Origin of the sequence: Mesobacillus subterraneus, from assembly GCF_000934845.1 — a bacterium.
GTDB lineage: Bacteria > Bacillota > Bacilli > Bacillales > Cytobacillaceae > Mesobacillus > Mesobacillus stamsii.
On sequence record NZ_JXIQ01000093.1, the window covers coordinates 1 to 23781 of the forward strand.

The following is a 23781-nucleotide window of genomic DNA, read 5'->3' on the forward strand; positions in this document are numbered from 1 at the left end:
GCAACGATAAGTCGAGAAGCCCCCACTTCAAGCCACCTGTAAGGGTGGTAAGTGGTGGGAGTAGTTCACGAGAAGATCATTCCATCTTCGCTTATGAACGAAGGAGCTTAGACGAAAAGCTTATTGTTTTATGTAATTTCAATAAAAAGGATAGGTTCATTGAAGATGAGCTACTTATAAGGGAAGTGGAAGATGCGCAATTAATTATTCAAAATTATCCGGACATAGATAAAATGGATAGGTTAAGACCTTTTGAAAGTAGGGTCTTTTATAAGGTATGAAATTAGAGCAGTAATTTCCAGAGTTTCATTTATTATTCTTTTATTAATTTAATAAACAATTGAAACGTTTCAAAAATCCACCAATTTGAAGATCGGTGGGTTTTTTCTGTTTTAATCTTAAGCAGCGCTTTAATAAGTAAATAATCAAACCAAAAAGTTTTGGGTGAATTGTTGAATTTTTCCGATTACTTAGTATAATTGACTTTAACTTGTTGGAGCAATTTTATCTTTGGTTTGACCAAATTTACTGTGGTAGAAAGAAGGGGAATTGATGGAAACAGATAGTATGAACATCGTACATGCTTTAAAGAAGGTCCTTTCTGAACAGCAGGTATCGGCAAATCAGTCAGTAAGAGAATTGCATGGCCGTGATGAATCATACCATAGGGAAAGCCTTCCTGATCTTGTTGTTTTTCCGGAAACAACAAAGCAGGTTAGTGAAATTGTAAACCTTGCAAACAAATTTAAAGTTCCATTGGTCCCTTTTGGTCTTGGAACCAGTCTAGAGGGCCATGTCATACCATACGAACATGGCATTACAATTGATTTTTCGCGTATGAATAAAATCGTCGAGGTACGTGAAAAGGACTTCCTTGTCAGGGTACAGCCCGGTGTAACGCGTACGCAGCTGAACAAAGAATTAAAAAAATATGGCCTGTTTTTCTCTGTGGATCCTGGAGCTGATGCGACATTGGGCGGAATGGCAGCTACCAATGCAAGCGGAACGACTTCTGTCAAATATGGGGTCATGCGAGACCAAGTGCGTGATCTTGAAGTAGTCCTCGCGGATCGTTCGATTATACATACTGGAAATTTGGCCGCTAAGTCCTCATCAGGATACCATTTGAATGGTTTATTTGTAGGTTCAGAGGGGACGCTAGGAATCTTTACTGAACTGACTTTAAGAGTATATGGAATACCTGAGCACATAATGGCGGCAAGAGCTTCTTTTCCTTCATTGAATGATGCGGTTGAAGCGGTTGTTTCCATTTTACAGTCAGGTGTGCCGATTGCCAGGGTAGAGCTTGTCGATGAAAATTCCATAAGGCAGGTGAACCTGTATAGTGAAACTAGCTATAGCGAAACTCCAACACTATTTTTGGAGTTTCACGGGAATGAAGCAGGTTTGAAGCAAGATATAGAGTTCACAACAGAAATCGTTGAAGAACATTTTTGTTTGGATATTCAATTTGAAACAGAGAATGCAACGAGTAATCGGTTGTGGGAGGCACGGCATAATCTTGCTTATGCTTTTATCCATGGCCACCCTGGTAAGAAGATGATGGTGACGGATGTATGCCTTCCGATTTCAAAGCTATCAGGTGCAATAAGCCATGCAAGGGAAGCTGTTGATTCACTCGGTCTGACCGGAGGAATCCTTGGTCATGTCGGAGATGGAAACTATCATGTTCTCCTAATGATTGATATGAGTAATCCTGAAGAGATTAAAAGGGCTGAGCAGCTCAATGAAAAAATTGTCCTCTATGCCCTTGAGCAGGGTGGAACTTGCACAGGTGAACATGGAGTAGGTGTTGGTAAGCAAAAATATCAGCAAAAAGAACATGGACTTGCCTTAGTGGTTATGGAGAAAATCAAAAAGGCTCTTGATCCGGATAACCTTTTTAATCCAAATAAAATTCTGAATAAAAATGAAAGAGTGTGATCACATGAAATTATTAGAAGCGATCAGTACTATTGCAGGAAAATATTTTGCAGTTTGGGTTATTTTAACTTCGACGTTTGCGTTTATGGTTCCAGGTCCATTTTTGGGGCTGGGAAACTATATCACCATTCTGCTTGGCGTAGTCATGTTTGGAATGGGACTCACATTGAAGGCGGTCGATTTTAAAATCATTTTTACCAAACCGCTACCGGTTATTATTGGAGTTTGTGCACAGTTCGTCATCATGCCGTTTGTTGCTTTTGCCATTGCAAAACTAATGAATTTGCCCGCAGAATTGGCAGCTGGCCTCGTACTGCTTGGGTCTGTTCCAGGAGGAACTTCATCTAACGTTATGGTGTATCTTGCAAAGGGAAATGTACCTTTGTCCATTGCGATGACTTCCATTTCAACACTATTGGCACCCATCATTACACCGCTACTTTTGCTTTTGCTGGCAGACCAATGGATGCCGGTTGATGCTGTAGCGATGTTCATGTCAATTGTCCAAGTAATTATTGTTCCGATTATTTTAGGACTAGTAGTTAAGAAATTTTTCCCGGTTGCAGTGAAAAAAAGTTTAGCGGTTTTACCACTTATTTCAGTTGCAGCTATTATTACAATTGTGGCTGCTGTCGTTTCTGGCAATGCAGCTACCATTGCCGGATCAGGGTTGTTGATCTTTACCTCCGTCATGCTTCACAATGGATTTGGACTTCTACTTGGTTATTTTACAGGAAAAGTACTTGGTCAGGATGAAGTGAACCGAAGAGCGATTGCGATAGAAGTTGGAATGCAGAACTCAGGACTAGGCGTTGCACTTGCGACCGCACACTTCGGGCCGCTAGCTGCGCTTCCAAGTGTTCTTGCAGCTGCCTGGCACAATATTTCCGGACCGATCCTTGCCACTTATTGGGCTAAAAAACCTGTCATTAACAGAGATGAAAAGACTGCAGTCCCTCCAGTCGGAGTTAAGCTTTAGAAATGTATTTAGGTGCCTAATCCTCTTAAAGATTAATATGGAAAGGGAGCAGGCACCTTTCTTTTCAATGGATTTCAGTATTCGGAAAAGGAAAGATTTACAGGAGTGGGTGAGTTGATGAATATAATTGAGTTAGGAAAAAATGATAATTTGTTAATTAAACCCCAGCGTGTCAATTTAAATTTTTCTGCGCTGATAAATCAATCTTTGTTAAGATCCATGGAAAACAATATTGATCCCGATATGGAAAAGGGAAAGGTTTCGAAGGAGAGTTTGAACAAGAGTAGAGTAAAAAATACTGAATTGATAGAAACTAGTTTGCCATTAATGAGAGATATTTACAAAATGGTTGAAGGTACTGGATTTATGGTTGTTCTCTGTGATCAAGATGGGTTACTTTTGAAAACCATTGGCGACAAAGATATTTTAAAAAAAGCCAATAAGATTTCTTTTGTAGAAGGTGCTGATTGGAGTGAAGAGACGGTCGGAACGAATGCAATTGGCACATGCATCAAAGAAAGGGTTCCTCTTCAGGTAGTTCACGACGAACATTATATGAAAATCTGTCAGGAATGGACATGTTCAGCATCTCCGATTTATGGCCGCAATAGAGAGATGATTGGCGTATTAAATGTTTCCGGTCCTTATGAAAAAGTCCATCCTCATACTCTCGGGATGGTTGTATCTATTGCCAGAGCCGTAGAAAATCTTTTGGAACTTAAGGAAAAAATCCGCCGGAATGAGTTGATGCAAAGCTATTTAGAGGCAACGGTGAATTCGCTTACATCCGGAATTATTCTAGTCAGTCTCCAAGGCGACATTATTCAGGCAAACAAAACATTACTGGACATGATTCAGTTAGGAGAAGCTGAACTAATCGACCAAAAGATAGAGCATGTTTTTGAGAATAAACTTTTTTCGGATGGTGTAAGTATATTTGGAGCTATTAAAGATAGGGATATAAGGTTGAGATTTAAAGGAGGAAAAAGTCCCATTCATGTTCTTCTAAATAGCAAGCCGGTGTATCAAGGGCAGTCTCAAATTGGCTCCTTGTTAATCTTTCAGGAAATTCAAAAGGTTCGCCAACTTGTCAACAAACTTACCGGAAACAGAGCCAATATCACCTTTAAAGAAATCATCGGGGAAAATGCGCTTTTTATTCGGAGTATTAATGAAGCCATTGCGGCATCCAATTCACCTTCTAATGTATTGCTGTTGGGTGAGAGCGGAACTGGAAAGGATTTGTTTGCACAGGCTATTCATAATGAAAGCAAACGACGAAACATGCCTTTTATTGCGATTAATTGCGGAGCGATACCAAGAGATTTGTTAGGAAGTGAATTATTTGGCTATGCCGACGGCGCCTTTACAGGAGCGAGGAAGGGCGGAAGTTCGGGGAAGTTCGAGCTTGCTGACGGTGGGACAATTTTTCTGGATGAAATTGGAGAAATGTCATTGGATATGCAAGTACTTCTTTTACGTGTTTTACAAAATAGGGAAATAACCAGGGTTGGTGGACATAAAGTACTTCCTGTAAATGTTCGAATCATTGCTGCCACAAATAAAAATTTAAAGGAAGAGGTCCAGAAAGGAAATTTCCGGCATGATTTATATTTCCGACTAAATGTCCTGCCAATCAAAATTCCTAGCATAAGGGAGAGGGGAGATGATTCCCAGCTATTGGCTTCCCATTTTATTGATCTGTATAGCAGGAAAATTGCAAGAAAGATTGAAGCAGTTCATCCTTCTTACATGGAGGCGATAAAAAAATATAATTGGCCTGGAAATGTACGTGAACTTCAAAATGTAATTGAAAGGTCTTTGAATAGAGTTACAAGCGATATTTTATCTATTGATACTCTTCCCGAGGAAATTCTATCCATTTATGAACAGAATGCACCTCACAATGATTCTAATAGTACAAAAAACATGATACAAAAACAAATGCTCGTTCAGGTTTTACTGGATTGTAATTATAATTATAGTAAAGCAGCAAAAAAGTTGAACATATCGCGGAGTACATTATACAGATGGATGGAACGTTTTAATTTGAAATAAATAGTGTCTCATTTTGTGTCACTGTATCGAAATAAACGATACATTTTGATACAAAATGGGACACTTTTTTGTAAACCAACGATCCCAGAGAGCATCTTAAAAAAACGAAATAAAAAAGGGAAGAGTTTTTATCTCCAGAGAAGTACTAGTTTTAAAGTTAAAATAGAAATCATTTCTTTCCATTCATGAAAGCGTTTACTATTTTGGCATGCTTCTTGCAAATATATAGTATGAGTTAACAATTAATAGAAGGGAGATTCAAAATGTCTATTCCTAAGGAGAAATTACTCTGGATGTATCAAACGATGGTGAAAAGCCGTTATTATGAAGAATTGCTTGTAGAAGCGTATTCTGAGGGGAAGAAACCAGTATTTAATATTGGTGCAGGACCTGTTCCGGGTGAAATGCATCTGTCAAATGGACAAGAACCCGCAGCAGTTGGAATCTGCGCTCATTTAACTGAAGACGACACAGTTGCATCACCGCATCGCCCTCACCACCATGCAATCGCAAAGGGTGTCGATTTAAAAAGAATGACTGCCGAAATTTTTGGAAAGGTCACAGGACTGGGAAAAGGAAAAGGCGGTCATATGCATTTGTTCGATCCGGCGGTGAAATTTTCTTGTGGAGGGATTGTCGCTGCAGGGATTCCACAAGCGGCAGGCGCTGCTTTGGCTGCAAAACAAAAGGGAAAAGACTGGGTTGCCGTTGCCTTTATCGGAGAAGGTGCAGTCAATGCTGGTGCCTTCCATGAATCCATGAATCTTGCGGCACTTTGGAAGCTGCCATTAATCGTAGTTGTTGAAGACAACTCATGGGGAATTTCCGTACCGAAGACAGCTTCCACTGCGATATTTTCTAATGATAAGCGTGCCACGGCCTATGATAATACAAAGGGATACTATGTAAAAGATAATGATCCTATGGAGATGTACATGGCTTCCCAGGAAGCTGTTGAAAGAGCTCGTAGAGGAGAAGGTCCGTCGATCATTGAAATCGAGACGTACCGTTTTTTAGGACATTTTCAAGGTGACCCGGAATTATACCGTGAAAAAGATGAGGTTCCTGCTTTACTAACAAAGGATCCTATTGAAAAATTGAAAAACCATCTGATAAACGAGGAACTAGCAACCGAAAATGAACTTGAGCAATTGGAAAATGAAGCAAAACATGATGTTGATGTTGCGTTTGAATATGCAAGGCAAAGTGAATATCCACTGCCAGAATCAGCTTTACAAGATGTGTTTTGCTAATTTACTAAGATAGGAGTTGGATAAGATGCAAACAACGAAACGCATGCTTACAGGAAATAAAGCAATGGCTGAAGCGATTGCTCAAGAAATGGAACGCGATCCCAGCGTATTCGTGCTTGGAGAAGATGTTGGGAAATATGGCGGCATTTTTGGAGCAACTCAAGGCCTTCTCGAGAAATTTGGTGAAGAACGAATAAAAGACACACCTATTTCTGAGACAGCATTCATTGGCGCTGCAATTGGTGCTGCAGCAGATGGTATGAAACCGATTGTGGAGCTGATGTTTGTCGATTTTTTTGGTGTTTGTATGGATCAAATTTATAACCATATGGCTAAAATTCCTTATATGTCTGGCGGTTCTGTTAAATTGCCAATGGTGCTAATGACTGGGGTTGGCGGCGGATACAGCGATGCAGCACAACATTCTCAAACATTATATGCAACGTTTGCACATTTGCCAGGGATGAAGGTTGTTGCCCCTTCAACTCCTTATGATTTGAAAGGGATGATGACTTCGGCAATCCGGGACGAAAATCCTGTAGTGTTCATGTTCCATAAAACTTTGCAGGGATTGGGTTGGATGGATCAGGTCGAGGAGTCGGTAGGGGAAGTGCCGGAAGAATCCTATTTGGTGCCTTTAGGAAAAGCGAAGGTTGTAAGAGAAGGCAAAGATGTAACAATTGTGGGAATACAAATGATGACTCATCAGGCAACTGCCGCGGCAAAAATACTAGAAGAGAAGGGGATCAGCGCAGAGGTTATCGATATTCGTTCACTCGTCCCGCTCGATAAAGAAGCAATATTGTCCTCAGTGCGTAAAACTCACCGACTGGTAGTCGTTGACGAAGATTATCTTTCATTTGGTTTTACCTCTGAAATTGCCGCAATTGTAGCGGAAGAGGCGCTTTACGAGCTGGAAGCTCCAATCAAACGATTGGCTATTCCCGATGTTCCGATTCCATATAGCCGAGATCTAGAAAAATACGTCATCCCAAATGCACAGAAAATTGCAGACGCTGTTGTTAAATTAATGGAAGAATAAAAGACGTATTAGCAACAGACGGCTGTTCATAAGTGGAATAGCCGTCTTTCGTTTTCCGGGGAGGAATGAAAATGCAGGATATTAAAACTTTACATCAACTAAAATTACCACAGCTCTCAGAAACAGATGAAGAGAGTCTTATTGTATTTTGGCATAAATCTGAACAGGATGTTGTCAAAAAAGGCGACGTTATTGTGGAAGTGCAGACCGAAAAAGCCGTTAATGAGATTGAATCAGACATTAATGGCGTAATTGCTCAAATTCATAAAAATAGAGGGGAGGTAATTAGTGTCGGTGAAGTTCTAGTAAGTATTTGGCCTGATGAAGGAAAAAATGATGAAACGGATATTCCAAACAGCCAGGCTGATGAATCACCCAAACCTATCCAGCAAGCCAATGATCCAGAGAAAAGCTATTTTGTCAAAGCTTCTCCTCGCGTCAGGAAAATTGCGAGGGATTTAGGTGTCGATTTAACAGTTATAAAAGGAACGGGGAAAAAAGGAGAACTTACAGTTGAAGATATCCAAAATGCTGCAAATGCTCCAAAAAAACAAGAACCTGATGAGGAATTTTCCAAGGAAAAAACGAGAGTGATTGCATCTCCATCCGTTCGGAAGCTTGCCAGAGAAAAAGGTATTGACCTTGATGAAGTCCAAGCATGGTCCACCAATGGCAGAATCCATCGGGAAGATGTTTTAAAATTTGCTGAGGGAAAAGACTATAATCCGCAACAAGTATCAATAGCACAGCAATCAGCACAAAATAGTAATGATGATGATATGGAAAGAGTCAAGCTGGCAGGAATCCGAAAAGCAATTGCCAGATCTATGACCCATTCAAAGCAAACTATTCCGCATGTAACCCATTTTTCCGAAGCAGATGTAACAGCATTAGTCTCTCACAGGGACAGGATAAAAAAGGCTGCCAATGCAAAACAAATCAAGCTAACTTATCTGCCTTATGTAGTCAAAGCCTTAACAAGTGCATTAAAAGAATTCAAGGAACTAAATGCAGCAATTGATGAAGGCGAAGAGACTATTCTCTTTAAAAAGTTTTATAACATTGGTATTGCTACCCAAACAAATAATGGACTCGTAGTTCCTAACATTAAGGATGCCGACCGTAAAAATATCTCCGGACTAGCCAGGGAGATAGAGTTCTTGACTTCATCAGCCAGAAACAGTAGATTAGCACCGGAACAAATGAAAGGTGGAACATGTACTATCTCAAATATTGGATCGGCAGGTGGGCAGTGGTTTACTCCAATCATTAACCATCCAGAAACATCTATTCTTGGAATAGGAGAAATTGTAGAAAAACCAATTGTCAAAGATGGAGAGATAATCATTGGAAAGATGATGCCACTTTCTCTTAGTTATGACCATCGAATCATTGATGGCGTGATTGCGCAAAAGGCATTGAATCATATAAAGAAACTATTGGAAGACCCTGAATTGTTATTGTTAGAATTGGATTGATTATTAAAAATCAGCTTAGCTTTTATCCCTATTTCCTTAAATGAAAAACCTCGTTCGAATAGATTTTTTGGATTTGGAAAATCTAATTGTATCGACCATTTACAGGGGGATAGGATATGTCTGTCATTGTTATTCAAACATTTGAATTGAAACAAGATAAGTTCGAGGATGGAATCAAAAATTTGCGCTTGATTCAAAATTTCCGGAATGAACAATATGATCATCGAGTAGAGCTTTTGTCCCCGATATCTGGGGAAGATCATACCTATGCGTTGGTTTCTACCTATGAAGGGTTGGCAGAAATGGAACTTCAAAACAAGAAAATGTTTGAAGATGAAGAGTTCAAAGAGCTGATTGGGGAATTTTTTCTGGAGAATATTGTACAAGGAAGCATTTATTCACAGTTATACCGCACCATAACTGGACTTAGCAAGGACTCAGAATAGGATAAAAGCAAAAAATAACTCGAAAAAAGCCGTTTCTTAAAGGAACGGCTTTTTTGTATTTACTCACATAATATCTCGATTCGAGAAAGATAATACTTATGGAGAAAAGGGGGGGAAAAGAAGGAATGGACTTTTTTTTGCCATCTGCAAAGTCAAAGAGTGAGGATCACACAAGTGATGGAGATTTAAAATGGTGGCAATTGTCTCTCATAGGGGTGGGTTCTACAATTGGCACTGGTTTTTTTCTAGGATCAGCAATTGGGATCAAAATTACCGGGCCATCCATCGTTCTCTCATTTATCCTGGCGGCTATTGGTACGTACATTGTTTATAATCTATTGGCGAAAATGACAGCAGCGGACCCGCAGGATGGCTCTTTTTGCTATTATGCCAATAAGGCTTACGGAAGATGGGCAGGATTTAGCAGCGGTTGGAATTATTGGAGTTCCAATATCCTGATTATGGGAAGCCAGCTAACCGCCCTATCGATTTTATCCCAATTCTGGTTTCCTAATATCCCTATATGGATTTTTGCAACTGTTTATGCAGTACTCTCAATCGTGGTGGTGTTAACTGGAAATAAAGGTTTTGACAAGGTAGAGGATTTCCTTGCAGTGATGAAAACGGCTGCGATTATTATGTTTATCCTGATTGTGGTTGCGGCTCTTTTCGGATTATTCCACCTTGAAGCACAGAAGCTGAATATACCGAACTCCACACAAAAATTTTTCCCTAACGATTTTAAGGGGTTTTGGTCTTCGCTAATTTACGCCTTTTACGCATATGGAGGCATAGAGGTAATTGGATTAATGGCACTCAGATTAAAGAAGAAGGAAGATGCTCCAAAAGCTGGCATGATCATGTTAATTTTTTTGGTCATTTTGTATGTGCTTTCCTTGGGCCTTGCTGTCCTTCTGGCTGCACACGGAGATTTTAACGATAAGGAGAGTCCGTTTGTTACTGCCCTAAGTCCATTCAGGCTTGGATTCTTTCCGCATGTCTTTAATGCAGCGATTATTCTTGCCGGTTTTTCAACCATGACGGCTTCTTTATTTGGAGTGACAACTTTGCTCGTGACGCTGGCTGAAGATGGAGATGCTCCGAAAATCTTTGCTAAAAAAATTAAAAGGTGGAAAAGTTTACCTTTACCGTCACTAGGACTAGCCATAGTAGGGTTGATTGCTTCAATTGTTACCGCGCTCTTGCTTCCTGGAAAAATTTATGAATATATTACAACTGCAGCAGGAATCCTCATATTATTCAACTGGGCATTCATTATCCTCTCAGGGCTAAAATTAGTGGAATTAAAGGCGTGGGGAAAAATTCTTGCTATCATTGGAATCGTTCTTATACTGGCAGCAGTAATAGGCACATTGGCTGAAAAAAGCATACGAATGGGATTTTTCATTAGTATGATTGTTGTTTTCCTAATTGGATTGATTTCGTTTTTTTTGCAAAAAAAAGTATGGAATAAAGCACATGGAGCAAAATAATACAAATCATGATAATTGGAGGAGATTGCCTTGAAACATGTAAAAGCGATTGGGATAAAATTCATCGTCAGCCTTGTATTGCTGTATGTTATCTTTGGTGCAATGTATAATATGTCATTTAATAATGTATTTTTGATGTCTCTGGTGCTTAGTATTGGTTCATACGTATTAGGAGATTTACTTGTTTTGCCTAAAGCAAATAATACGATCGCAACTGCAGTAGATTTTGGCCTAGCCTTTATGTTTCTTTGGATAGTAGGAGAAAGCTTAACCTATGGAGAAAGCTTAGTGTTTCCGTCGTTGATTGCTGCGGCCGGACTTGCCGTTACTGAATACTTTTTCCACAAATATGTATCGAGAAATGTTTTAGAAGAAGGAGAGCAAGATTACTCTGCAGATTATCGATACCAAACAGAGGCGTCAGAAGAGCTAACGCCAGTCAAACCAGATGTTAGAAGTGACGAAAATACGGATGATAATTAAAGCATACTTAAATAAGAAAAGCGCAAGCGCCTTGGTCATCCAACAAGCGTTGCCCGTTAAAAAAAGCCTTGATTTATTATCAAGGTTTTTAAGCGTCCCAGAAGAGATTCGAACTCCCGACCTACAGTTTAGGAAACTGTTGCTCTATCCTACTGAGCTACTGGGACATAATGAAATGGATCGTCATCTACCTATATCATTTCAGCGACTTAATTATTATATGACAATTTAAGAAAAAATTCAAGATCATTTTCAAAAACACCATCAAGAAGCATGTTTCTTGATGGTGTTTAATGCTGTTTTCGATGAAAAAGCCCCATTACTTCCAGTGTTTCTGTAATATTCACAAACGCCTCTGGGTCTATTTCCTCTATCAGTGATTTGACTTCTGTTAATTCATATCTCGAAATGACGGTAATGATCACATTGCTGTTCTCATTAGAGTATCCCCCAACAGAATGAATAACGGTCACACCGCGATAGACGTTTTTAAGTAGATGTTGCTTCACTTCTTCCCCTTTTCTAGTAATGATCATCAAAGTAAGCTTCACATGGTGTGTATGCACTTTATCAATCACTTTCCCGAGTACAAAAATGGAGACAAGGGTGTTTAAGGCTGCATCCCAACTGAATAAAAAGCCAGATAGCAAAATGACAATTGAATTCATCGCAAACAACAGTGTTCCCATAGGGAAGTCTTTCCGTCTGGCAAGAAGCATGCCGATAATATCAAATCCGCCTGATGATCCGGATGAACGAAAAATAATGCCAATTCCCAATCCTACAATTGCTCCTCCAAAGATCGAAGAAAGAATCGGATCTTCCGCTAATTGGAAAACTGGAATTATATAAAGGGTGACAGAAATGGTGAGGACGGAAAGGATCGTATAAAAGCTGAATTTTCTTCCTAATTTGAGATAACCAATAATTAGCAAGGGAAAGTTCAATAGGAAATTATAAATCCCAGCGTTGATGGAAGTAAGCATCGAGAAAATGATCGAAAGTCCACTAATCCCACTGCTCATAATTCCATGTGGAATCAGAAATAGGTTGAATGCGAAAGAAACGATGATGGAGCCAAAAATAATTCCAGCTGTCTTCAAGAAGGGCACCTCCAAATAATCTTGTGTGAGGATATTATATAGGGGAAAAGAAAGAAACGAGTTTTAATAGTTTATTTTAATTATTTTGATTTTGTTTTTTGCAGGAACCCGAAAAGCCCAGATGGGTTTCTGGGCTTTTCGGGTTCCTGAGTAATCTCTAATGGATATTTCGCTTCTTGAATCTTCCTCCGCGTACTTCCGCAATATTCCCTACTGCAAGGAAGGCAGTGTCATCAAGTTCTTCGACAATTGATTTTAACTTTGCCTCTTCCAGACGAGTAATGATACAGAAAATTACTTTCTTGTCATCTCCAGTGTATGCTCCTTCACCGTTTAAATAGGTTACGCCGCGGCCAAGCCGGGCAAGAATGGCTTCCCCTATTTCCTTATGGTAGTCACTGATGATCCATGCTGCTTTTGATTCATCCAGACCAGCTATCACAATATCAATAGTTTTAAAGGCGATGAAGTAAGCGAGAATCGAGTACATCGCACGATCCCAGCCAAACACAAATCCTGCGGTTCCAAAAATGAAGATATTAAAAAACATGATAACTTCACCGACTGAAAATGGCAGTCTTCGTATCGCTAGAATAGCCAGAATTTCAGTGCCATCCAGAGATCCGCCGTAACGGATGACTATGCCAACACCAGCGCCGAGAACGATTCCACCAAAAACGGTTGCAAGCAGCAAATCTTCAGTGAATACAGGCAATTCATGAAGAAAGGTGGTGCTTAATGACAATACAGTGATTCCTAACAGGGTTGATAATGAGAATGTTTTTCCGATTTGTTTATAGCCAATAAAAAAGAAAGGGATATTCAATACAAAAATAAATAGTCCGAGGCGCCAGCCTGTTATATGAGAGAGGATGATGGATATGCCAACAATTCCACCATCAAGAATCCTATTAGGTACGAGAAATTCCTCGATTCCTACCCCCATCAAGACAGATCCAAAAATAATAAAAAAGATTCTTTTTGCTAGTTTGGATTTCGTAATACTCTTGTGCTGCTGCCGGGCAAGAGTAATTTCTTGACTGCTGTTCATATGTTCCCCCTTAGTTATTCATTCGTTAGAATTTATAGTTAATTTTAGCATAAAGGTAACTACTTAGGTACCTAAATGTTTGATTTTCTTAAAAAACGGGTATTTATCGCCAACTTTCAAAATAATGGAAAGGTGGTAAGGGCCTTGAAATACACTAAAAAACAGATTAAACAGATCAGTGAGGGCAAACCTTCTGAGATCGCTGATTTCATTACCATGCTTCTCGGTCACATTGAAAAACTGGAAAAACGTGTTCAGGAACTTGAAAGACAGGTTGGCTCCAACAGTTCCAACAGTAATAAACCGCCATCAAGCGACGGGCTGCGTAAACCCCAAAGCCTCCGGGTGCCAGGGGGAAAGTCCGGAGCCCCAAAAGGTCATAAGGGGCATACGCTAAACATGTCCGCCACCCCTGACGGGATTGAATGGCATACGCCAGAAGTTTGTTCAAACTGTGACCACTCTCTGCTTGACGTTCCTGTACAAGGGTTTAAAAGGAGGCAGGTTGTCGATATCCCGGTTCCACGCCTCATTTTTACAGAACACAGGTCTGCTTCCAAGTGCTGCCCGAATTGCAGGAAAATCCAAAACGGCCCATTCCCTAATCACATAAAGGCTCCTGTTCAGTATGGGGAAAGCTGGAGTGCCTGGTGTGCCTATTTACATACATATCAACATATTCCCCTTGAAAGGATCAGTCAATTGTTCGGGGACCTTACAGGACACCGGCCAAGCGAAGGGACTCTCCTGTCCCACCTTGGCAAGCTGTCGCTAAAGCTCGAGCCTATTGAAGGTGAAATTCGAAAGAATCTGTTTGGTTCCAAGGTCGTCCATGCCGATGAAACTGGAATCCGCACAGAGGGAAAACTTCACTGGCTTCACACCGTTTCGAATGGCAACTGGACTCTATACAACGTGCACACAAAGCGTGGAAAAGAAGCGTTTAATTCAATCGGATTCCTTCCTGCATACAAGGGAACGGTCGTTCATGACTTTTGGAAATCCTATTTCAATGATCGATATCGATTTACCCATGCCCTTTGTGGCGTCCATCTCCTTCGTGAATGTCAGGGCATTATTGATTATGACAAGCACCAGTGGGCTTCGAAGATGCAAGCCTTATTGAGGGAAGCCCTCCTGGAAAAGAAAAGAGCCCTCACATCGGGAATACCGATCGAAAAAGAGGCTATTTCAAGTTTGGAGTCAAGATACGATAAGATTCTGGAACTTGGAAAAAAGGAATGGCTGCCACCCATCAATCGTGATGGACCAGTGAAAAGAGGCAGAAAAGCCAAAACCAAGGCAGCGAATCTTGCGGAAAGATTCATTCTGCACAAGGCCGATATACTCCGGTTCCTTAAAGATGGCCTTGTCCCTTTTGACAACAGCCAGGCTGAAAGGGATATCCGGATGGTAAAGGTCAAAGAAAAAATCTCTGGTTCCTTTCGAACAATGCAGGGAGCAGAACAGTTTGCGCGCATCCGCGGGTTTATTTCCACTGCCCGCAAACAAGGGAGAGATCTGCTTTCTTCCATAATTGATGTAAACAAAGGTCAGTTTTCATTCAGCTGACCTAAGTAGTTACGCATAAAGGATTGGAATGTCTTGTCTGTAAGCTTAGTTCCACTTACTTTATCATTTTTCAATCAGTGAATAGTTCAAATTCCATGTGTGGAAGCGGATCGGAATGGGTAAATAAGAAAGAATTTTAAAATAGAAAAGGTGATGTCTTATAGTAAATCTGATTTTAATCATTGGTTTATTTTTATTAATGCTTTTCTTTATTAGTATGGTAGGCATCAAATTGATCAAAATTCCAGATATATTATTATATATTTTACTTGGGCTGGCATTATCATTTGTTATTAAAGAATCCAAGGTAATTGAAGTGGCAGGGGAGATAGGATTAATCTTATTGTTTTTTATTCTTGGGATGAAATTCCCAGTGAATCGATTGGTTTCAAACAGTTCCAGGGTTTGGAAGGGCGGTTTGCTCGATGTAATCCTCGGAGTATTTGTAACGGCTCTGATCAGCTCCCTATTTGGTTTAGATTGGATCTCATCCTTGATTGTCGGAGGGTTTGTCTATGCTACTAGCTCTTCGATTACCGCAAAACTGCTCGAGGATGAAAACAGAAGTGAGAATAAGGAATCTGAGTTCATGCATTTGATCCTCGTTTTTGAGGATTTGATTGCTCCCATTCTTGTAACAGTGCTTATCGGACTCTCCGGTAACGGGATGACCATTACTGATTTTTTACTGATTCTATTGAAAATAAGCATTCTCGCTGGGATTGCTGTATTTTTTGCAAAGATTGTTTTTAAAAAGGCAGAATCAATTCTACAAGAAATTAACCAAGAAGATATTTTCATTGTTTTGATTACTGGGATTGCCCTCACCTACGCTGGAGTGGCGACCATGCTGGGACTATCAGAGGTAATTGGTGCATTTCTAGCAGGTGTGATGCTTTCTGAGTTTACGAAAAAAGACAAGATTGAAAAAGCAGCACTGCCTGTTAGAAATATATTTCTCCCATTCTTTTTCCTTAACTTTGGTCTTCATATAACCTTAACGAGCGATATTCCCCATTTAGGGTTGCTTGTCGTTCTCATATTATGGTCATTGATCCATAAATTAATAGTTGGCTTCATTGGAGGTCAATGGTATGGGTTGTCCAAAAGAGATTCACTTAATGCAGGACTATCACTAACTCAGCGAGGGGAGTTTTCAGTCATCATCGCTGCTCTGGCGTCAGGCGATCTAAAGGTTTTCTCCAATACCTACATTCTAGTGATTGCTGTTATCGGTACCATCTCATTTCAGTTCGCCCCGCGAATGAAGAATTTAATTGTAGACAAAGTAAAAGAAAAAACAGGGTAATTGTCGCAATAAATGGCGTAAAAATCAGCACCGCTTGTCGAGGCTGAACAGGGTGCCCTGAGTTTTTCTTAAAGTATTTCTTTTACTCGTCCAACTTGACCGTCCTCTAGTCGAACCTTGATTCCGTGTGGATGTGTGCTTGAATTGGTCAATATTGCTTTTACGACTCCCTGAGTGAGTTTTCCTGTTTTCTGGTCTGCCTTAAGGACAATATTTACTTTTATACCAGGCTTAATATCCATTCGATGTCTTCCATCTTTCGTCATCAGATTTTCAGCTCTCTTTCTTTTTTTGTAGTTTTATCCTACCATTTTTTGCGTTGTATTAACATAAAGTGTGTTTGTTCTATTTGAAAGTAGGGATAGACTTCTATTATAATCATATTATGTTTCGCGTATTGGATTGGAAGTGGAATTGCTTGCCGCTCGAGGCCTATATGACAATCAGCGGTGAAAGGTGGAGTCTATTTTTCTGGAATTATTATTTGAACGAAGGAAATTAGAAGAATCAAAAACGAAAATGACTGTTTGACAGGAGGATATTTTGAATAAAAAAGGATCGAATATCAAATTAATTGCACTTGATATGGATGGAACTTTGCTCAATGAAAACCATCAGGTTACAAATGAAAATAGACAGGCGATCAAGCAAGCTGAACAAAAAGGAATAAATGTGGTACTTAGTACCGGGCGTAGCCTCAGGACAGCGCGAGACTATGTTCTTTCCCTAGAGCTTTCTTCCTATCTTGTGACAGTCAATGGTGGAGAAATATGGGGACCGAATGGAGAGCTTGTTGAAGTGAATCCCGTCGATACGGAACAAATCAAATGGATGTATGAGCTGTCCAAGAAGCACAACGCTGGATTTTGGGTCACGAGCAGAGAGGAAGTTTGGAGAAATAACCTGCCTGAGGACCTGTTCTCCCAAAGATGGCTTAAGTTTGGTTTTGAGATAGAAGAGGACGAAATCAGGGGAAGGGTGTTAACCGAGCTAAAAGCTAAGGATTTATTTGAAATAAGCAATTCGAGTCCCAAAAACATTGAGGTAAACGCATTAGGGATCAATAAGGCCAAAGGCTTACAGAAGGTATGCGAATTATTGGGAATTACCATGGAAAACGTGATGGCAATTGGTGACAGCCTGAATGACATTGCGATGATTACAGAGGCTGGGCTAGGCATCGCAATGGGGAATGCTCAGGCTGTTGTCAAGGAAGCTGCGGATGATGTTACAGGCACGAATCAAGATAGTGGTGTCGCTCAGGCAATTCATAAATGGGTGCTTGATTGACTGGAGGAAGCAATGCGGCTTCCCCTCTTTGGTTCCAATTTTCAAACTGTGTTTTCTTCATCGGACAGTCTTAAGATAGTTTCCTTGAAGCCTATTGATTGAATCTCTTTAATAACCGACTGATTTTCAGCTATTTGTACAACTGTTTTGGCATTAATAGCCTCTGCAAAGACTTTCTCAACTAATGATTGAGTTACGCCCTTCCCAATCTCAATGGTTTTTGGTGCAGAATGTTTCGAGACAACTTTGGTAATTTTCACATTGTCAGCATGATTACTGCCTCCAAAAACTTTGATGTCCGACCCGGCATTTGAAAATCCGCTTACCTTTATGTTATTTAACCTTACATTTCGGGCACGGTACTGAATTGCTATGACAGGCTCCCCGTTGTAGTCATAGGATGGATCACCGATTGCCGTAAAATGATGGACCGCAACGTTTTTATATGCGGATACAACCATAGCTCTTGGGGCTGAATGGCCATATAATTCACTGTATACCGGATGGAAAGAGATGATATTGGCTGCTGTTAAGTTAATCGCCGTTTTCGATTCGGGATCATTGTCCTTGTGATGTCCGATATGACGAAAATTATAGGAGCGATTATCGTTCACAGATAAATGTCCTATGATGAAGATATTCATAGGGGCCGAAGAGGTAGCGTGGGCCTTAACTTCCACTCCGCCAAAACACCTGGCAGTAGAGTTGTTCAATAGCCATACATTTCTTGAACCATCATCAATTTCAATCCCGTTAGAATTAGAAAAACCTTTTTTATGTGCTTTTCCACTTGGGTCACTCATATGGCAATTTGAAATGAAGATATTATCGCTATGATGAGTCGTAATCCCATCATCTCCAAAACCGTAACCTGTCAGATTGTCTAGCCAAATGAATTCACTTCCGTTGCGAGCTCGGAATCCATCACCATAGTAATTGTACAGAGGAGAGGAAATGTCAAAGCAATGAAGTCCAGGATTGCTTGCTTCCACCTCTTTTACCCAACCGTACTTTACATTGGCAAACAACAAGCAGCTGGAGTGATTTCCCCAAGTACTTGTTTTTTCTACAAATCCGAGCCGTTCAACATTCCAGTCGAGTGTCATTCCGCCTACATAAATATTACGATTTCCTGTTCGGTGATGTTTATTCGATATGAGTCTCATGCCCTTTGGTGCAGAATCATGAAGCTTGATAACTGTTTTTCCTTTTCCGGCACCGACAAGGATAGTATAGGAAGGCAATTTTATTTCTTTCACGATAAATATACCTTCTGGAACGAATACTTTTACATGACCATGACCAAGTGCTAATTTGAAAGTTTCCGTATGATCTGTTTTGCCATCTCCGACCGCTCCGAGGTCCCCAATATGAACAGTACGATTAATTTTTTCAAGAAGATGTTCATACTCTTTGTTCAATTTCGTTAACCAATTTGGAGCAGCGTTGCCATTTACGTCAACAACAGTGTGATATGGAACAGCATCATCGAAGGCTGATTTAGTCTGGAAAAATCTCTTTACATTCACCGGAAAATCAGGAAAAAAAGAGGGACGTTTTTTAATAGGAAATAACTGTTTGTCATTATTGCTGGCTGCTATCAATAACCGATTTGTTTCATTGACCAACTCATCCATTGATAAATTTTTCTCGGAAAAGCGTGAAATCATATCTGCATTATTCCTGGGATTATGATTTCTGTCTAAGTTCACCATCCTAATTCCACCTTTTTAAAAAGCTGTTAGAGTATTATTCCCGATTCAGGGGAGAATAACCTTTTTGTATAGCGTTTTAATCCTTGTTGTTAAGGTAATGAGTTATAGAAAGAAAGTGGGTTTTCATCATGATTACTCTAGGACCAAGGGTGCTCAAAACAGGAATCGCTGTAACCTTGGCTTTATACCTATCCAAATGGTTTGGATTAGAGACACCTGTTTTTGCTGCAATTGCAGCTTCCTTCACAATCCAGCCGTCTATTTATCGCTCTTGGAAACAAGTGTCAGAACAGTTTCAGGCTAATTTGTTCGGTGCAATCATCGCTGTGGCCTCTATTTACTTGTTCGGCAACAACCCTGTTGTTATCGGTCTTATCACCATGATTGTCATTGTCCTTAGTTTGAAGCTTAAAATGGAAAGTTCCATTTCCTTAACTATAATTACGGTATTGATTATGATGAGTTCACAGGAATTACAAGGGATCTTGGCTGCTGCTCACAAGTTTTTGATTGTTCTTGTAGGAATGGGATCGGCATTTCTCGTGAATCTTATCGTATACCCACCTAATTTCAGTAAAATTTTCATGGAAAAAATGGATAGCAGCTTTAAAACTTTATCTTTGCTGGTTAGAACAGTGATATCCAATGAACTCACCGAAAAAACTTTTCAAAAACAGTGGATTCAATTACGAAAGGATATTGCTAAATTAGAAGAACTGTATAAAATTCTGGACGAGGAGAGGGAGAAAATATCAAAAGTCAAACCCCTTGATATAAGGCAACTAGTCGTTTTTAAACAAATGCTTGCTTGCCTTCATCATGGTTTGAGACTTCTAGATATTGTGGAGGACCATTTCTTTCAAAGCCGCCCACACAAGGTGGAGACCCGCGAGTTCGATGATCATTTAGAAGAACTGATCCAGTACCATGAATTAATTTTGCTGAAATATAGTGGGAAAATCAAGGAATTTGATGTGGACCCTATCGTCCAGGAAAGTGGATCTTTCCTTGAATCGGTGATAGAGGATAGAACAATGGAGCGAAATGATAGACTTCGTCTAACGATTATAGGTTCAGCAATGTATGATTATTCCTTTCAACTCAAAAGGCTTGATGAATTGATCGATCAGTACCAAAAAAGAATAAAAGAGGCGAATGGAGGGTAGTAGCAATAGGAAAACCAACTTAACGAAAAGGAATCTCTTTTGTAATCTACTGATTGTGTTTTTATGCTTATTATTTCACAAAGTTGGTACTTTTATGCTATATTAATAGTTAAAATATTCTCATAAGTTAGAGGGGAGACAAAAATGACATCAGGAATTGAAGTAAACGATAGCAGTTTGCCATTGCGCCGGGATGTAAAGATGCTCGGAAACATCCTTGGAGACATCCTTGTCTATCATGGCGGAATGGAATTATTTGAAAAAGTAGAGAAGATCAGGGTAATGTGCAAAACGCTCAGGAATGAAAATGACCCTGAAACATACACTGATTTAAAAACGGAGATCGCTGAATTGTCTGCCCCGATGAGGAGAAATATTATACGCGCGTTTTCCGTGTATTTTCACTTAATCAATGCAGCAGAACAGAATCATCGGATCCGCAGACGACGTGACTATCTGCTCCAGTCAGACACGAGTACGCAACCCGACTCAATTGAAGCAGCCATTCTTTCATTGAAAGATAATTTTATATCCTCTGAGCTTATGCAAAATGTCATAAATACCATATCGTTGGAATTGGTCATTACTGCCCATCCTACAGAAGCAACTAAGCGCTCCATTCTTGAAATTCAAAAAAGGATTGCAGATATTCTTAAAAGTCTTGATAATCCTCTGTTATCTAAGAAAGAGCGTCGGAAGGTAGAAGAAAGCTTATTTAATGAGGTATCTGTCCTCTGGCAGACAGATGAACTTCGAGACCGGAAGCCAACTGTCATTGATGAAGTAAGGAATGGACTGTATTTTTTTGATGAAACACTGTTCGATGTCCTGCCTGAAATCCATCAAGAGGTGGAAACCAGTTTGAAAGAGCATTATCCGGATCATGAATGGGAAGTCCCTCATTTCCTTCGTTTTGGATCATGGATTGGCGGTGACAGGGATGGAAATCCGAATGTTACACCGGAAATCACTTGGGAAACCCTACAAAGACAAAGGCGGCTTGTATTAAAAAAATATAAAGCTGTATTAGTGGATTTAATGAAGCGATTCAGCCATTCAACTACTAGAGTTGCCGTTAGTGAGGAATTACTGGAATCTGTCAAGCGAGATGAAGAAGCATACCTTGCAAATGAGCAAAAGTGGAATGTTGAAGGCGAGGTATACAGACGAAAATTCGCTGTCATGGTACAAAGGCTTAAGGAAGCAGGGGAATCAGCCATTGGCTATAAGACCTCTGAAGAATTACTTGATGACCTTCTGATCATCAAACGAAGCATTTATCAGCATCATCCAGTACATCATGAACTGAAAACATTTCAAAAATTAATTAGACAAGTACAACTATTTGGATTCCATCTTGCTACGCTAGATATTCGAAATCATAGTGGAGAACATGAAGCAGCAATCTCGGAAATATTGGAGAAAGTGGGAATCACGGAGGATTATCCCGCTTTAGCCGAAGAAGAAAAGCAGGAGCTACTTGGAAAACTTTTAGAAAATCCACGTCCACTGCTATTGCTTCACGAAGACTACTCCAAGGAGACACAGGAAATGATCGAGGTATTCCAAATGATCAAGCGGGCGCATAAAGAATTTGGCAAACGCTCCATTACTGTTTACTTGGTTAGTATGACGCAATCTGCAAGTGACTTGCTGGAGGTACTGTTACTGGCAAAAGAAGCAGGTATTTACAGACTGCATGCTGATGGAACTTTCGAATCAGACATTCATGTCGCCCCACTTCTCGAGACCATTGATGATTTAACTGCCGGTCCAAAAATTATGGACACATTATTCAAATTGCCATTATACCGGAATCACTTAAAGAAAATGGGCAATCAGCAGGAAATCATGCTGGGATACTCAGATGGAAGCAAGGACGGCGGTACATTGACGGCCAACTGGAAGCTGTACAAAGCCCAGTTGGAGATTAATGATATAGCAAAAAGGCATCAAATCACTCTAAAGTTTTTCCACGGGCGAGGTGGATCACTCGGAAGGGGAGGCGGAACTTTACACAGAAGCCTTCTTTCTCAGCCAGTCGAGACACTTGGCCACGGCGTGAAAATTACGGAACAAGGGGAGGTTCTCTCTTCTCGTTACCTTTTGAAAGACATCGCATTTAGAAGTCTAGAACAGGCTACTTCAACGATGATGAAGGCTGCAGCTAATGTGTTGAAAGAATCGGAACAAGGACATCTTCGTGATCAAAAATGGGTAGAAGCGATTGAACAGATTTCTGCGGTGTCGCTGCAAAAATATCAGTCCCTGGTATTTGAGGACCCCGATTTTCTTGAATATTTTAACCAGGCCACCCCGCTTAAAGAGCTTGCAGAGCTGAACATTGGCTCAAGACCAATGAGCCGTAAAAATAGCAGCAATTTTGAAAATTTGCGTGCCATTCCGTGGGTTTTCGCCTGGACGCAGAGCAGACAGCTATTACCAGCATGGTATGCTGCTGGAACTGGTTTGCAGAGTTTTGCGCAAGAGAGTCCTGAAAACCTGGAACTATTGCAGGAAATGTATGCTGAATGGCCTTTTTTCCGCAGTACGATTGATAATTTACAGATGGCCTTGATGAAGGCAGATATCACAACGGCCAAAGAATATACTTCTCTCGTTGAAAATAAAGCGATTGCCGATCGTATTTTCAGCAATATTATGGAGGAATACGACCGGACAAAGAACATTCTTCTCCAAATTTCAGAAGATGAAGAACTGCTAGACCATACGCCGAATATCAAAGATTCTGTCCATAGGAGAAATCCATATGTCGATCCTCTAAACTTTATTCAAGTGGAATTAATTAAAGAACTTCGCAAGGATGAAATTCCAGACGATGAATTAATGACCCAGGTTTTATTAACAATCAGTGGTGTAGCAGCTGGTTTAAGGAATACAGGATGACAGAAAGACCCGCCACTTGGCGGGTCTTTTCTTTAATATCAAAATTTATATTTATATGTTTACCCTTTTTTGTGAAGCCCCAACACAAACCATTTTTTTGCTTTAGAAGAAGCTGCCCAGGTCCTATTTATCCCAATGACAGCCCTTTTCACTAACCTTATACAACTGTGTCCATTTAGGTTCTACATTGATACCTTCCATAATTATTTTTAAAGTCGTATGTGGTTCGACAAGGAACAAGAAGTATACAAGTTTGGACAAAGAGGTTGCCTCCACTGCTTTTTGACGGCTGTACAGGTAAGTAGTCCCATCCAATTTGCTGCCAGTCTGATAAATTTCCAGCATTTTCTTCGTGGAAAATTTCTTTTGAACCCAATAAGCTGTATTGGTACCTAAAAAATCCAGAAAAAGGGAAAACAGGTCACCAATGAGCCGTATTGGCGCACTGAAAAACCAGAAAAAGGGAAAACGGGTCACCAATGAGCCGTATTG

19 protein-coding genes, 1 tRNA gene and 1 pseudogene are annotated in these 23781 nt (G+C 40.1%); 15 read left to right on the plus strand and 6 right to left on the minus strand.

Annotation, left to right across the window (positions count from 1 at the left end; all coding sequences use genetic code 11):
• From UB32_RS20035 to UB32_RS11770, 10 genes are all read left to right on the plus strand, one after another.
• A partial coding sequence (locus UB32_RS20035) for an alpha amylase C-terminal domain-containing protein (protein ID WP_044394018.1) occupies positions 1 to 281 on the plus strand: 281 nt, incomplete at its 5' end.
• Positions 282 to 552: 271 nt separating this feature from the next.
• Positions 553 to 1944 carry an FAD-binding oxidoreductase gene (locus tag UB32_RS11730; RefSeq protein ID WP_044394019.1) on the plus strand — a complete coding sequence of 464 codons (1392 nt, stop codon included), beginning with the start codon at positions 553 to 555 and terminating at the stop codon, positions 1942 to 1944.
• Positions 1945 to 1948: 4 nt separating this feature from the next.
• Positions 1949 to 2923: a bile acid:sodium symporter family protein gene (locus tag UB32_RS11735; RefSeq protein WP_044394021.1), complete on the plus strand. Its 975-nt coding sequence runs from the start codon at positions 1949 to 1951 to the stop codon at positions 2921 to 2923.
• A gap of 117 nt (positions 2924 to 3040) precedes the next feature.
• Positions 3041 to 4981, plus strand: coding sequence for a sigma-54-dependent Fis family transcriptional regulator (locus tag UB32_RS11740; RefSeq protein WP_044394024.1), 1941 nt, complete (start codon positions 3041 to 3043; stop codon positions 4979 to 4981).
• A gap of 263 nt (positions 4982 to 5244) precedes the next feature.
• Positions 5245 to 6234, plus strand: coding sequence for a thiamine pyrophosphate-dependent dehydrogenase E1 component subunit alpha (locus tag UB32_RS11745; RefSeq protein WP_044394026.1), 990 nt, complete (start codon positions 5245 to 5247; stop codon positions 6232 to 6234).
• 25 nt (positions 6235 to 6259) lie between these two features.
• Positions 6260 to 7276: an alpha-ketoacid dehydrogenase subunit beta gene (locus UB32_RS11750; protein WP_044394028.1), complete on the plus strand. Its 1017-nt coding sequence runs from the start codon at positions 6260 to 6262 to the stop codon at positions 7274 to 7276.
• 71 nt (positions 7277 to 7347) lie between these two features.
• Positions 7348 to 8754, plus strand: coding sequence for a 2-oxo acid dehydrogenase subunit E2 (locus UB32_RS11755; RefSeq protein WP_044394030.1), 1407 nt, complete (start codon positions 7348 to 7350; stop codon positions 8752 to 8754).
• Between the two features lie 116 nt (positions 8755 to 8870).
• Complete coding sequence (locus tag UB32_RS11760) at positions 8871 to 9200, plus strand: hypothetical protein (protein ID WP_044394032.1); 330 nt, start codon at positions 8871 to 8873, stop codon at positions 9198 to 9200.
• Positions 9201 to 9325: 125 nt separating this feature from the next.
• Entirely contained in the window at positions 9326 to 10693 is a 1368-nt protein-coding gene (locus UB32_RS11765) for an amino acid permease (protein WP_044394047.1), read from the plus strand.
• Positions 10694 to 10723: 30 nt separating this feature from the next.
• Positions 10724 to 11176 carry a YndM family protein gene (locus UB32_RS11770; protein WP_044394033.1) on the plus strand — a complete coding sequence of 151 codons (453 nt, stop codon included), beginning with the start codon at positions 10724 to 10726 and terminating at the stop codon, positions 11174 to 11176.
• Positions 11177 to 11269: 93 nt separating this feature from the next.
• Here the strand turns inward: UB32_RS11770 and UB32_RS11775 are convergent.
• The 3 genes from UB32_RS11775 to UB32_RS11785 all read right to left on the minus strand — a co-directional run bounded on the left by UB32_RS11775 (position 11270) and on the right by UB32_RS11785 (position 13330).
• Positions 11270 to 11343, minus strand: a tRNA-Arg gene (locus UB32_RS11775).
• A 123-nt stretch (positions 11344 to 11466) separates the two neighbouring features.
• Positions 11467 to 12279, minus strand: a complete 813-nt coding sequence (locus tag UB32_RS11780; RefSeq protein ID WP_044394035.1) for a YitT family protein — start codon at positions 12277 to 12279, stop codon at positions 11467 to 11469.
• Between the two features lie 157 nt (positions 12280 to 12436).
• Positions 12437 to 13330, minus strand: coding sequence for a YitT family protein (locus tag UB32_RS11785; RefSeq protein WP_044394037.1), 894 nt, complete (start codon positions 13328 to 13330; stop codon positions 12437 to 12439).
• Between the two features lie 75 nt (positions 13331 to 13405).
• Here UB32_RS11785 and tnpC point away from each other — a divergent pair, with 75 nt between their 5' ends.
• Together tnpC and UB32_RS11795 are read left to right on the plus strand one after the other, a co-directional pair.
• On the plus strand, positions 13406 to 14902 hold the full coding sequence (tnpC, locus tag UB32_RS11790) for an IS66 family transposase (protein ID WP_084221821.1): 1497 nt from the start codon (positions 13406 to 13408) through the stop codon (positions 14900 to 14902).
• A 199-nt stretch (positions 14903 to 15101) separates the two neighbouring features.
• Positions 15102 to 16211, plus strand: a complete 1110-nt coding sequence (locus tag UB32_RS11795) for a cation:proton antiporter (protein ID WP_044394040.1) — start codon at positions 15102 to 15104, stop codon at positions 16209 to 16211.
• Positions 16212 to 16279: 68 nt separating this feature from the next.
• On the opposite strand, the gene UB32_RS11800 is transcribed toward UB32_RS11795, so the two are convergent.
• Entirely contained in the window at positions 16280 to 16477 is a 198-nt protein-coding gene (locus UB32_RS11800; protein WP_044394042.1) for a YwbE family protein, read from the minus strand.
• 277 nt (positions 16478 to 16754) lie between these two features.
• On the opposite strand from UB32_RS11800, the gene UB32_RS11805 reads away from it, so the two are divergent.
• Positions 16755 to 17501 (plus strand): Cof-type HAD-IIB family hydrolase, encoded by a 747-nt coding sequence (locus UB32_RS11805; RefSeq protein ID WP_128721537.1) that lies wholly within the window; start codon positions 16755 to 16757, stop codon positions 17499 to 17501.
• A gap of 41 nt (positions 17502 to 17542) precedes the next feature.
• Here UB32_RS11805 and UB32_RS11810 read toward each other — a convergent pair whose 3' ends face one another.
• Complete coding sequence (locus UB32_RS11810) at positions 17543 to 19216, minus strand: glycosyl hydrolase family 28-related protein (RefSeq protein WP_044394043.1); 1674 nt, start codon at positions 19214 to 19216, stop codon at positions 17543 to 17545.
• 128 nt (positions 19217 to 19344) lie between these two features.
• Here UB32_RS11810 and UB32_RS11815 point away from each other — a divergent pair, with 128 nt between their 5' ends.
• The gene (locus UB32_RS11815) at positions 19345 to 20382 is read left to right on the plus strand and encodes an FUSC family protein (RefSeq protein ID WP_241768490.1); all 1038 of its coding nucleotides are present in this window, start codon (positions 19345 to 19347) and stop codon (positions 20380 to 20382) included.
• 144 nt (positions 20383 to 20526) lie between these two features.
• Positions 20527 to 23289, plus strand: coding sequence for a phosphoenolpyruvate carboxylase (gene ppc, locus UB32_RS11820; protein WP_044394045.1), 2763 nt, complete (start codon positions 20527 to 20529; stop codon positions 23287 to 23289).
• Between the two features lie 123 nt (positions 23290 to 23412).
• Here ppc and UB32_RS20290 read toward each other — a convergent pair.
• Positions 23413 to 23781: pseudogene (locus tag UB32_RS20290) on the minus strand (hypothetical protein); the annotation flags it as partial.

What these genes read in the sequence shown, in the direction of transcription:
- UB32_RS11730 (WP_044394019.1), top strand. Translation starts at nt 553, where the DNA reads ATGGAAACAGATAGTATGAACATCGTACATGCTTTAAAGAAGGTCCTT.
- tnpC (WP_084221821.1), top strand. Translation starts at nt 13,406, where the DNA reads ATGTTTGATTTTCTTAAAAAACGGGTATTTATCGCCAACTTTCAAAAT.
- UB32_RS11755 (WP_044394030.1), top strand. Translation starts at nt 7,348, where the DNA reads ATGCAGGATATTAAAACTTTACATCAACTAAAATTACCACAGCTCTCA.
- ppc (WP_044394045.1), top strand. Translation starts at nt 20,527, where the DNA reads ATGACATCAGGAATTGAAGTAAACGATAGCAGTTTGCCATTGCGCCGG.
- UB32_RS11750 (WP_044394028.1), top strand. Translation starts at nt 6,260, where the DNA reads ATGCAAACAACGAAACGCATGCTTACAGGAAATAAAGCAATGGCTGAA.
- UB32_RS11800 (WP_044394042.1), bottom strand. Translation starts at nt 16,477, where the DNA reads ATGACGAAAGATGGAAGACATCGAATGGATATTAAGCCTGGTATAAAA.
- UB32_RS11745 (WP_044394026.1), top strand. Translation starts at nt 5,245, where the DNA reads ATGTCTATTCCTAAGGAGAAATTACTCTGGATGTATCAAACGATGGTG.
- UB32_RS11815 (WP_241768490.1), top strand. Translation starts at nt 19,345, where the DNA reads ATGATTACTCTAGGACCAAGGGTGCTCAAAACAGGAATCGCTGTAACC.
- UB32_RS11810 (WP_044394043.1), bottom strand. Translation starts at nt 19,216, where the DNA reads ATGGTGAACTTAGACAGAAATCATAATCCCAGGAATAATGCAGATATG.
- UB32_RS11785 (WP_044394037.1), bottom strand. Translation starts at nt 13,330, where the DNA reads ATGAACAGCAGTCAAGAAATTACTCTTGCCCGGCAGCAGCACAAGAGT.
- UB32_RS11760 (WP_044394032.1), top strand. Translation starts at nt 8,871, where the DNA reads ATGTCTGTCATTGTTATTCAAACATTTGAATTGAAACAAGATAAGTTC.
- UB32_RS11735 (WP_044394021.1), top strand. Translation starts at nt 1,949, where the DNA reads ATGAAATTATTAGAAGCGATCAGTACTATTGCAGGAAAATATTTTGCA.
- UB32_RS11795 (WP_044394040.1), top strand. Translation starts at nt 15,102, where the DNA reads ATGCTTTTCTTTATTAGTATGGTAGGCATCAAATTGATCAAAATTCCA.
- UB32_RS11765 (WP_044394047.1), top strand. Translation starts at nt 9,326, where the DNA reads ATGGACTTTTTTTTGCCATCTGCAAAGTCAAAGAGTGAGGATCACACA.
- UB32_RS11740 (WP_044394024.1), top strand. Translation starts at nt 3,041, where the DNA reads ATGAATATAATTGAGTTAGGAAAAAATGATAATTTGTTAATTAAACCC.